At 43.5% G+C, this 11,195-nt stretch carries 9 protein-coding genes; 3 read left to right on the top strand and 6 right to left on the bottom strand.

Annotated elements, in window-relative coordinates:
* Nucleotides 1-107: 107 nt before the first annotated feature.
* Both F3741_09760 and F3741_09755 read right to left on the bottom strand, forming a co-directional pair.
* Nucleotides 108-584, bottom strand: coding sequence for a hypothetical protein (locus F3741_09760; GenBank protein MZG31068.1), 477 nt, complete (start codon nucleotides 582-584; stop codon nucleotides 108-110).
* Between the two features lie 12 nt (nucleotides 585-596).
* Nucleotides 597-2,111, bottom strand: coding sequence for a leucyl aminopeptidase (locus F3741_09755; GenBank protein ID MZG31067.1), 1,515 nt, complete (start codon nucleotides 2,109-2,111; stop codon nucleotides 597-599).
* Between the two features lie 629 nt (nucleotides 2,112-2,740).
* Between F3741_09755 and F3741_09750 the strand changes: the two genes are divergently transcribed.
* Complete coding sequence (locus F3741_09750) at nucleotides 2,741-4,570, top strand: NADH:ubiquinone oxidoreductase, subunit F (protein MZG31066.1); 1,830 nt, start codon at nucleotides 2,741-2,743, stop codon at nucleotides 4,568-4,570.
* A 121-nt stretch (nucleotides 4,571-4,691) separates the two neighbouring features.
* Here the strand turns inward: F3741_09750 and F3741_09745 are convergent, their stop codons facing one another.
* Nucleotides 4,692-6,263: a peptide ABC transporter substrate-binding protein gene (locus F3741_09745; GenBank protein MZG31065.1), complete on the bottom strand. Its 1,572-nt coding sequence runs from the start codon at nucleotides 6,261-6,263 to the stop codon at nucleotides 4,692-4,694.
* Nucleotides 6,264-6,291: 28 nt separating this feature from the next.
* On the bottom strand, nucleotides 6,292-6,876 hold the full coding sequence (locus F3741_09740) for a DUF2939 domain-containing protein (GenBank protein MZG31064.1): 585 nt from the start codon (nucleotides 6,874-6,876) through the stop codon (nucleotides 6,292-6,294).
* Between the two features lie 250 nt (nucleotides 6,877-7,126).
* Between F3741_09740 and F3741_09735 the strand changes: the two genes are divergently transcribed.
* Together F3741_09735 and F3741_09730 are read left to right on the top strand one after the other, a co-directional pair.
* Nucleotides 7,127-7,789, top strand: coding sequence for a hypothetical protein (locus F3741_09735; protein MZG31063.1), 663 nt, complete (start codon nucleotides 7,127-7,129; stop codon nucleotides 7,787-7,789).
* Nucleotides 7,789-9,267, top strand: a complete 1,479-nt coding sequence (locus tag F3741_09730; protein ID MZG31062.1) for a hypothetical protein — start codon at nucleotides 7,789-7,791, stop codon at nucleotides 9,265-9,267. Before F3741_09735 ends, F3741_09730 begins: the two co-directional genes overlap by 1 nt.
* Before the next feature lie 47 nt (nucleotides 9,268-9,314).
* Here F3741_09730 and F3741_09725 read toward each other — a convergent pair whose 3' ends face one another.
* Nucleotides 9,315-10,532 (bottom strand): hypothetical protein, encoded by a 1,218-nt coding sequence (locus F3741_09725; GenBank protein ID MZG31061.1) that lies wholly within the window; start codon nucleotides 10,530-10,532, stop codon nucleotides 9,315-9,317.
* A gap of 132 nt (nucleotides 10,533-10,664) precedes the next feature.
* Nucleotides 10,665-11,081 (bottom strand): hypothetical protein, encoded by a 417-nt coding sequence (locus F3741_09720; GenBank protein MZG31060.1) that lies wholly within the window; start codon nucleotides 11,079-11,081, stop codon nucleotides 10,665-10,667.
* Nucleotides 11,082-11,195: the final 114 nt, after the last annotated feature.

Below are 11,195 nucleotides of genomic sequence, written 5' to 3'. Positions count from 1 at the left end.
AAGCATACTACTTAAATTTTCTAACGCTCGCAACACCTCTTTAAGCCGAGATAACTGTTTGTCCGCAGAAAAACTATATTGCAGGCTGAGTCCAGCATCATGCTGGGCTAATAACGGGCAAGCCAGATACCCAGGAACAGTGCGATGGCAACCATCCACATGGTCATTTTGCTTAGGCCAATCATTCTTCGCAGTGTTTCGGGAACCAGTTTTTTATTTTGTGGGCTCAAATCCAGATTCGATATATGGACTCTGAGTGAGAATGTTACATACATGTTTGTGAAAAATGCTCCGGCCACAAATATCATCTTTACCCCGAACAGGTTGTAGTAACCGGGTTTTAGTCCAACCTGTGCAGAATAGTTTTCAAGCAGAAAATAAACTCCTGTCCCGATGAGTAGCAGCAGGCAAGCGAAAACGGTTGGTGTCATCAGATCGAGAATTTTATACGCGGGTGAATTTTCATCCCGCTCAGACTGGCCCTTTTCAACAACAGGGAGGTATATTTTCAGGCAGTAGACCAGACTGCCCAGCGCAACCCCTGCAGCCAGCAGGTGGATGAAAATGATGAAGACATTAGTCATGCTTTCTTTAGCCTAACGTTTACGGTGTTCGAGGTAATGGAGGAGTAGGCGCACACCGAAACCGGAAGGTCCTTTTGGGATGTAGGGTTTATCATATCCCCAGGCGGTGCCGGCTATATCTATATGGGTCCAGGGCTGGTCGCCGGCAAAAGCTTTGAGGAAGGCCGCACCCATGCTGCTACCTGCTCCGACTCCCGGTGACGCAATATTTTTTAGATCTGCGATATCGCTCTTGGTGGCTTTGTCGAATTCCTCCCACAGTGGCAGTTCCCAGACCCTTTCATCAGTGGCTTCCCCGGATTCAATGAGTTGCTTGATCATTGCCGGGTTGGTTCCGATGACAGCAGCGGCCTGATGCCCTAACGCCATAACCACAGCACCGGTCAACGTGGCGAGGTCAATCACTTCTTTAGGTTTGTAACGTTGCGCGTAGGTCAATGCGTCTGCAAGAACCAGTCTGCCCTCGGCATCCGTGTTAAGCACTTCTATGGTTTTTCCGGACATGCTTTTTAAAATATCGCCGGGTTTGATGGCCGATCCGCCGGGCATATTTTCTGCCGCGGCCACGATGCCGATTACATTGGTTTTTAGTTTCAGGTTGGCAATAGCCTGCAATGTTGCAATCGTTGTAGCCGCACCAGACATATCCATTTTCATCTCGTCCATGCCTGCTCCCGGTTTGAGGGAGATGCCGCCGGTGTCGAAGGTAATACCTTTGCCCACTATTACAGTTGGGGCTTTGCTTTTGGCCGCCCCGAAATATTCCATCACAATTAACGCTGGGGACTCGTGACTTCCGCGTGATACACCGAGCAGAGCTCCCATGCCAAGCTTTTCCATTTCTTTTTTACCCAACACCTTGCAGGAAAATTTGCTTTTGCGTGCCATTTTTTTTGCCGTCTCTGCAAGATAGGTTGGGGTGGCGGTATTGCCGGGCTGGGATATTAAATTTCTTGCTGTATGAACAGCCGCAACAATTTTTTCAGCGCGTGTGATCGCTTTTTCCAGTGTTGCTTGTCGGGATTTTGTTGCTGGCAAAAGGGTCAACTGTTGCAAACGGCGATCGTCTTCTTCCAGGTTTTTATAATAATCAAAATGGTACAGGGCCAGTCCTGCCCCTTCAGCTATGGCGCCTGCGAGTTCTCCATAGCGAGGTCCTTTGGCAACTTTGTCGAAACAACTTTCGTTGAGATAAACAGAAGCGGATTTGAAATTGTTATTTTCTGCCAGCTTTGCCGCTGTTCCCGATGCTTTGCAGATTACTTCAGGTTTCAAGCTTTTACTTTTACCAACTCCGACCAGTATCAAGTTGTCTGCTTTAAGACCACTTGTGCTGTTCAGTAAAAGGGTTTGATTGGGTTTTCCCAGAAATCGTTTATTTTCAAAAGCCAGTTTGACGGCGCCATTGAGATTGGCATCAATAGTTTTTAAAATTCCGTCAGGTTTTTTATCCTCAGGGCAGGGGATAATCAGGCATTCTGTTTTGTGTTCGAGAAGTGCAACGAATTTTTGATTAATTTTTATCATCTAATTTCATATAAAAAAGGCCTGCCTTTTAAAAAGGGGAGGCCGATGGACATTGAAAAGCTTTTACTGAACAAGTCTATATTCATGCACTCTGGCAATCAACCTCAATTTTCATGATCAATGCAGGCTTTGCTATTGTAATTGCACCAGAAATTTTTGGGTCATTGCGAACCACGAAAGGGAGTGAATTATTTTGCCTGGTTTGCACAAAAAGCCAAATTGGGCATGATTTGGGGTTGGGTTGACAAACCCTTTGTTATAAAAGAATTAAACGTTATTGTCGGTGGGGGTGTAGCTGTCAATCAAAGGCTCTATGGGAGATGTAGCAAGTTGAAAACAGAGTCTTTATAAAACTGCCCAAAGTCTTGCAAAATCAGCTGTGAAGCTGGGATTGACAATCTGTGTCCGGGTTACTAGAATGGCTGGAATTTTCCAGAGTTTTGTGAGACATTGCAGAATCTGTTGGGGGAGATTTCCCGACTGGATAAACTGGAATATTTAAATTTGGGTATCTCTAAAAACTGTTGTTTGTGATGAGCCACCTTGTGTTTTTGGTGGGCATATTGACAGGCATTGAGTTTGTAGCTTTAGAGTTCCCGTTGAAAATTTTCGAACCGCGGAGATCGTTCATGGAAGTCGTCGAAGAACAGGGCCAGGCCGTCGCTGAAAAACAGGGCCAGATAAAAATTACCGTTTGCATGAGTCTTAGTGGAATTGCAGAGGGAAGTGAGGCGGTTTATGCCGAATTTCAGAAGCAGATTGGTGAAATGCAAGCCAATGCCACGCTGGGTGAAAGAACATGTGAAATGGGACAGGTAGGGTGCAGAGGCTATTGCAGTCGCGATGTTCTGGTAGATGTTTATGTTCCCGGTCAAGACCGCGTGACTTACGAGAAAGTCAAGCCGGCGATGGTTAAAAATATTTTGAACGACCATATTGTCGGCGGCAAGGTATTTAAAAAGGCTGCTTCCAAAGAAGATTATTATGAAACTCTCGGCAGGCAGACCCGTGTAGCGCTGGAGCACGGAGGTGCCATTGACCCTGAAAATATTGATGATTATATAAAAGTCGGTGGTTATGAGTCTTTGAAAAAAGTTCTGACTACCATGAAGCCCGATGAAGTTATCGCGGAGGTTAAAAAGTCTGGTTTGCGTGGTAAAGGTGGTGGCGGATTTGTAACCGCCGAAAAATGGGAAAAAGCTGTGAAAGCTCCAACTGACGAAAAGGGTACACGTTACATCATGGTCAATGGAGATGAGGGCAACCCGGCTTCTTACATGGATCGCAGTGTTATGGAAGGCGCTACGCATCAGGTTCTGGAAGGTCTGCTGATCGGAGCTTATGCCATAGGTGCGACCGAGGGAATTATTTACACCCGTTCTGATTATGCTATTGCCGTTAAGCGTCTGAACCTTGCCATCAAACAGGCCAGGGAAAGAGGTTTCCTCGGCGACAATATCATGGGAACGGATTTCAGCATCAACATTCGGGTGCATGAAGGACTTGAAGCGTTTATTGGTGGTGAGTCTACGGCTTTGATGCAGTCTGTTGAGGGAAAACGTCCTTTCCCGAAAGCACAGCCTCCACAATCCTGTGAATCAGGGTTATGGGGCAAGCCGACCGTTTTGAACAATGCTGAGACCTGGGCCACGGTTCCCAAGATCATCAAGAATGGAGCAGACTGGTATGCAGCAATGGGAAATGAAAATGCTCAGGGTTGTAAAGTCTGGGCGATTTCCGGAAATATCAAGTACAACGGTTTGATGGAACTTGATATGAAAACCACCTTCAAGGAAGCCATTGAAGATTATTGTGGAGGCATCCAGAAGAAAAAAGATCTTAAAGTGGTGCATGTGGGTGGTGTTACGGGCGGATTTTTGCCACCGGAAAAAGCTGACACCCCAACAGATTATGAAAGCCTTCTTGAAGCCGGTGTGTTGATGGGGCAGGCAAGTTTTGCGGCCTATGATGAGTCGGCCTGTGTGATTGACCTTTCGCTTTTTTCGATAGGATTTAACGAGGGCGAGACTTGTGGAAAATGTACACCATGTCGAATTGGCCTGACACTGATCAAAAACAAATTGACGGATATCGCGGAAGGCAGGGGCAAACTTGAAGATTTGGACAAGCTTCAGGCTTTGTGTGAAGAAATCAGCCAGACTTCGTTATGTGGTCTGGGTGAAACAGCTCCGAAAGCGATTCTGACCGGCTTGAAATATTTCCGCAAAGAATATGAGCGTCACATTGTAGACCAGGTATGTGACGCGGCACGTTGTACAGGTTTATATCGCTATGTCGTTAAGGAAGAAGATTGTGTTGCCTGCGGTGCGTGCATCAAGCCTTGTCCAACAGGGGCAATAACAGGAGGCACACGTAAAGTGGCGGCGCATATTGATATGGATTTGTGCATCAACTGCAACGCTTGTTACCAGGCTTGCGGGTTTCTGGCGATTGCTTAGAAATATCCCCAAAAAAACTTGTTCCAGCCTGTCGGCTCTGCCGACAGGCTTTTTTGTGCGCTGATCCGGAGACCCACACTGTATTTTGCTACGGGAAAAATGTACCCGGTTTAACGAACCATTATTTTTGCAGGTGAATTCTTTTCAGATATAAAAGTTCCATAGCGTTGTTCTTCAATCCCTGTACATAGGGTTTGACTAACAGATTTTGTGCTGAAACAAAAAGCGGAATCATTGGAACTTCTTTCTCGGTAATCAGGATCTGGGCTTTATCGTAAACCGCTTTTCGTTTCTGCGGATTTTTCAATGCGGAGCCAAGGGCGATCAATTCATCATATCTTGAATTCGACCATCGTAGTCGGTTATTACCGCTGGTTGTAATGAACAGGTTCATGAAGTTGTCCGGGTCGGGAAAGTCCGCTCCCCACCCCAATCTGAAAATTTCCGGCGGGTCTAAATCCAACCGGCTGAGAAAAACTTTCCATTCCTGACTTTCGAAATCTATATGCACGTTCAGGTGCTCTTTCCATTGAGCCTGGATGAATTCTCCTATGAAACGGTTGAGATCACCGGTATTAAAAACCGCTGTAACCTTGGGGAATCCCTTTCCATCAGGATACCCTGCTTGCTCCAATAAGGCTCTAGCCTTATCCGGATTAAACTTGGACCCAATATTTTCGTTGTAACCGAACATGCCTTTTGGGATCCAGGATGAGGAAGGGATCTCGCCACCTTTTAAGAATAAGGGAATGCGGGAGCGGTCGATGGCATGGGCAAAAGCCTGTCTTACAAGCACATTATCAAAAGGCTTTTTTTGTACATTAAAACCATAGTAGTAACCTCTTAATTGAGGCTTGTTCCTGTATTCAGGGCTGGATTTATAATGGGGGATGGCTACAGGGGGCAATTCCAGGTAATCCAGTTCTCCGGTTTCATAAAGGGTCAGTGCGGTGGTAGGTTCCTGCACCACAAAAACACGGATTAAATCTACCTTGGGCTTTCCTTCATAGTGGAGAGGATTAGCCTTTAGCACCATTTTGTATTCGTGCTGCCATTCTTCCAGTGTGTAGGGACCGTTGGTGACAATATTTCCCGGTTCCGTCCAGGAGTCACCATGTTTTTTAATGACCTCCTCCCTTACGGGAAAGGTGACCATGAACGTAGTGATACTGGGAAAATAAACCACGGGTTTTTTCAATCGGACTTCAAGCACATCAGGGGCGAGAGCTTTTACGCCGACTTTGTCCGGGTCGGTAATTTCCCCTGAATTATATTGCGCGGCATTTTCAATATCGAAAAGGAAGTAGGCATACTGGGCAGCGGTTTCAGGTGCCAGCAATCGTTTCCAGGAATACTCAAAATCTGCCGCGGTAACAGGTTTACCATCACTCCAATAAACATCATCACGCAGAAAAAAAGTAATGGTTTGCCCGTCCTTTGAGTATTCCCATTTTTTGGCGATTGCGGGTCTGGCGTTTAGCTCTGAGTCATACTGGGTGAGCCCTTCCATGATATTGGTGAGAATGGTGAAAGAAACACTATCTGTAGCGAGCGTCCAATCCAGGGTCGGGGGCTCGTTTTTTATGGACATGCGAAATACAGATTCGTCATTTGAAGCAGATGAACCGCAACCGATAAGCAGAGAAATTACAACTGACAACCAGAATGAATGAATTGCGTTGAGAATTTTCATTTACTTTTATATCAGTATTAATCAAAGGTTAAATCAATGGCAAGTCTAGTGTTTCTACTTTCCAGTCGAATCCTTGTCGTTCCCATATAATAGTAAAAGGTTTGTTGTTAATTTTAAAGCTTGCCTTAAAATGAGAAATGTCTATGAAGAAAATATAATTAATTTGATCCCAAAGGCTGGGAATGTTTGGCCCCTCAATATTTAAAGGTTTCTCTTTTGAAGGGGGACTTAAATGTTTTGGTTCGGCTTTTTTTGCAAATATTTTTTTAATCTGATTGGCGTAATTATCTGGAAAGTGGTAAAGATGGATTAACCCCTCTGGTGTGGCTATCTGATCTGCGATTTTTCTGGTTAGCGAGAGAGACCTAAAGCTCAATTTTATATTTTCCTGCGCAAGATTTTTATTTAAGACTTCCTTGACATAACGGTTAAGATCACTCTCAATTTTGTCCCTGAAAGAGGGCCAATTTACTTCCTCCATGACTATACCTTTATTGTTAGACTCCAAACCAATATATAATTTTAACAAAGCCATATAGGGCCAAATTAAATATATAAGGACCGGAATAGATATGGAAACAGCAAGTTTGAGTGTGTTTTTATCTTTCTTCAAAAGAATTTTCCCGGCAAAATTTTACTAAAATCTAATCTTTTTATATTATAGCTAACATTTTCCAGATAGAGTTTGGGTAAACTTGTAATTATAAAAAATTAAAGTAAGCTCTTTTTTTTAAGGGTGGTTTATTTGCAGTGGTTTCGATACAACTCAGAAACTTATGGAATTTCGTTGAATTCTCATTTAATTCTTTACTTTTTTCCTCACCTTTATAGAATGGAGTCTTTTACCTAGTTCCGGGATGACCATGGCAGAAGATATTTCTTATATCAGGAAATGGATCAAGCGAGGTTTGAGCAAAGATAAGAAAACCCTGGATTTTTCCAACAGGGGTATAGATAACGATATTGCAACAGACCTGGCCGAAAATGTTGCTCTTCCTGATATTGAAATCCTATATATTCACACTAATAAAATCAAAGATTTGGGTGTGGAGGAATTGGCACAGTCGGAGTTTTTTGAGCCGCTTAAAGAACTCTGGATGTATGAAAACCTGGTTGGTGACGAAGGTGCTGCAGCTCTTGCCGAATCGGACTCCCTGACTCGGCTGAGATACCTTAGCTTATATACCAATAAAATTGGGGATGATGGGGCTGTAGCTTTGGCAAATTCTAAAAGCCTTTCCAAACTCGAGAAATTAGATTTGTCTTTCAACCGTGTAGGAGATATTGGAGCTGAGGCCCTGGCTAATTCTACCAGTCTTAAAAACTTGAAGGAGCTTCACCTTGATGCCAACCGAATTGGTCTCAGGGGTATGCAGGCATTGTCTGAGCTCTCCGGATTAAAAAACCTTCAGGTATTAAAATTGTCTTACAACCTGATCAATCCCCAGGGACTGGAGCTCTTGCATGAATCAAAACGTTTGCAGGAATTGAGCGAGGTGAAAACAGACTATCCGGTGGCTGATTAATGCAGACTGAAACAAAAGATTTGAACTTCATCCAGACTCTTAACGAAAGGTTGATCCGGAAGGATCCGGTTTTGGATCTCTCTTATAATAATATGGGAGATGCGGGGATTGTTTTTTTGTGCAGGAATAAAAATTTTTGCCATGTGCAAAAACTGGATTTAAGCTGGAATGAAATTACAGACGAAGGACTGGCAGTTCTTGTGGAAGCCGGTCTGTTATCTGAATTGAGACACCTGGTTCTCAATGCCAACCTTATCGGTGATGAAGGTGCTAAAAATCTGGCACTTTCAAAAAACTTTCCTAATCTTGAAACGATTGAATTGGCCAACAACCAAATCTCTGATTTTGGAGCGTTGAGCCTTGTGAAGTCCCAGTCATTGTTAAAGCTCGGACTCATGGATTTAGAAATGAACAAAGTGGGGCAGCAAAAACTAACACGGTTTCCCGATGGGGCGGTGGTTTCCAAACTTCGAGTTCTTAATCTGCGCAAAAACCTTGTCGGGGATGAGACACTTGCTGATTGGGCCCAGGCGGGTGCTTTTGAAAAACTTTCCCAGTTGAACCTTGGGTGGAACCAGATAACTGATAAAGGCGCACGCATTCTTGCCCAATCACCCACTTTAAACAGACTGGAAAGCCTGGTTCTTGATTCCAACCATATTGGAAATCCTGGGGCTGTAGACATTGCTGGCTCAAAACATTTGATCAACCTTGCTCAACTTTATATTCAGGATAACGACTATAGCCGCACGGGTGAAGTTGCATTGCGAGCCATGCGGTCCAGGATTTTGATTGAGAAGAAACGGGTGAATAATGAACTCAACCTGAATGAGCAGAGATTGGATAATAAAGATTTAGCTTCTTTAGCACAATATGAAAAACTGGATGGTATCGATTCTCTTTCTCTGAGAAATAACCACTTTGACTACCAAGGCATTCGAGATCTTGTTGGCTCCCGGTTTCTCAATAACCTGAAATCCCTGAATCTGATGAGCAACGCTGTTGGAGACAAGGGCCTTGTTTTGCTGGCGGAGTCTCCCAATTTATCGCAACTGGAAAGTTTGAACCTGGAAAATGCGGGTGTGACAGCGTTAGGTGTTCTCGCTCTTTCTCAATCCCCTCAAATGATTCATTTAAAAGAACTGAACTTGAATGGCAACGACCTGGGGGAAAAAGGTCTGAGAATGATTGCGGATTCAGTGAATTTCAAAAATTTGGTCAGGCTTCGAGTTTCTGGAGTCCCGGTGGCAGATTCAGGTTTCCAGGCTCTTATCCAGTCTTCTACTTTAAGCCAGCTTGAAGAACTTGAAGTCATGGGCAATAGGATCAGCCGGAAAAGCCTGGACTTGCTGGCTGATACATCAAAGTTAGCCCGATTAAAGAATCTGGATCTTCGCAGAAATAAACTTAGAGAAGCAGACCTTATATTCCTTGCAGATTCTGAAAAATTTCAAAAAATAGAAGCTTTAAAGTTTTAGTCTGGAAAAGAATGTGGATGGAGAAGAGTTGGGTGGTGGTTGGATTTTTAATTTGTGCCGTTTTCTATAGATTTATTAAAAAAACTAATGAGAGCTTCCAGCTTTTCCAGTAGTTCTTTTTCTTCAAGCAGGTGAATTCGGAAGGAAACGGCTCCAGCATGTCCCCCTCCACCCATATAAAGACCATCAAATAATTCTTTGATTTTATCTTCGCCAGTGCGAAGGTCTACACCGGAATAATCAACAGCTCTTCTGATTTTTATAAAGATACAATCTTCACCCTCAGCATTCTGGCCTTCAAAAATAACCATCCCGGCATGTCCTGACTTTTCAGGCACCGCGTTTAAAAGCAAACCCATAATATCGACAAACCAGTCGGACTGAAATGGCTGGCAGGTTCCATGAACTTCATGATAAGTTGAGGGCATCAGGTTTAATAACCCCATATTACCTTTCAGCTCAATACGGGAAATCAATAAATCAAAACAACTCTGCTGATCTTCAGTCAGCTTGTTCAGGTAATCGAGAATTTGTGTTGGTTCTCCAAACTTGGAATCTCGGCAATCTTCTTTTCTATTGTCAGCAGGGCCTCGCCAGCGTGTAATGTTTTTTAATTGAGTTCCAAGTCTTTCCATCCAGCGTTCGTAGTCCTCTTTGTAGTGGATGACTTTTCCTCCTACAGTATCGCCGAGCATCCCAGTTATGAGCCCAAGAACAATATTGCGTTGGCTGAAAGGATTGGGTCTTTCCAGACTATTATTGTAGAGGGTTTCCAAAATGTCCCCAATGATCTCTGTGTTGGCATTAGCATTGCGGAAAAGTTTAATACCATGGTCGGTCAGTTCTGCACTGTCTGCTCCGAAGTGATGATCAATTTCTATGACGTTGGGCTTTTTGGATAATATATTTTCTGAAATGTGAGAATAAAATGGAACGAGTTTTGTGTTCGCAGTATCACAAAAAATGACGGTTTCTATTTCATCCCTGGCAGATGCTATTTCTTCCGGGCTACTGAGGATATTTATGGAATTATATTTGATGATTTCTTCAAAGAAATCCATATTGTCCCCAAGTGGCTCGGGAATAATCAGAAAGACCTTTTTGTCTAACTGGTCGAGGTAAAGAGCCAGGGATAACATTGACCCTACCGAATCGGGATCAATATCTCCGCTAAACAGGAAGGTATTATTTGAATTCAATAAACCAATGGCTTGATTGAGGTTTGTTTCCCAGGTTTTCCCATTGATTGGTTTTTTTTCTTTCATTGAAGAAATATGCCGGTTTGTTTATATTGTTGAAAATAAAAACTATATAGGGTTTTTCCGGGGCCTGACAAATAAATTAGTGGTAGCGGTATAAAGAAATGAAATTTCAGAAGTTTTATGGGGTTTTCAAGCTCAGCTAAACCCTGGGTCGTCATCAAATAGCTCGTTGTAATCTTCCATGATCGCCGGATCAGAAGCAGGGCGGCACCAGTCAAAATCGGGATTCTCATCGTCGTCATCCAAAGCTGTTTTTTCTGCTTTGGTCAGCCGATCCGAAAAATCTTTTATGTCCAATTCATTGAATTCCCGGCAGCCGCACTGGCATTCAGATTCACCATTTACAAAGCTCGTCTCTTCTTTTAGCAGCAACACTCTTTGGCATGAATCACAAACATAGCTTTGAAACGTGTTGGCTAAATCGTAGGCGATCATGTTTTCTCGACACTGGTTACAAATGGCAGGTTTTCCGGGGCTGAATTCGGAAATCATGTTTTCAAGCCCACAACCCCCACATTGTATCAACAAGTCGAAGGGAACTTTCAAACTCATGATTAGGTTTATGAGTTTGAACTGTCTGGGAATATTTTTGACATATCTCCCATTTTTTCCATGGCTTCTTCTTTGGACATTTTAGTAATATCTATGCCCATTTCTGCCAGGGCT

This window comes from Nitrospinota bacterium, assembly GCA_009873635.1.
Taxonomy (GTDB): domain Bacteria; phylum Nitrospinota; class Nitrospinia; order Nitrospinales; family VA-1; genus LS-NOB.
Note: the sequence above shows the minus strand (reverse complement) of the source record. Positions and strands in the feature narration are given on the sequence as shown.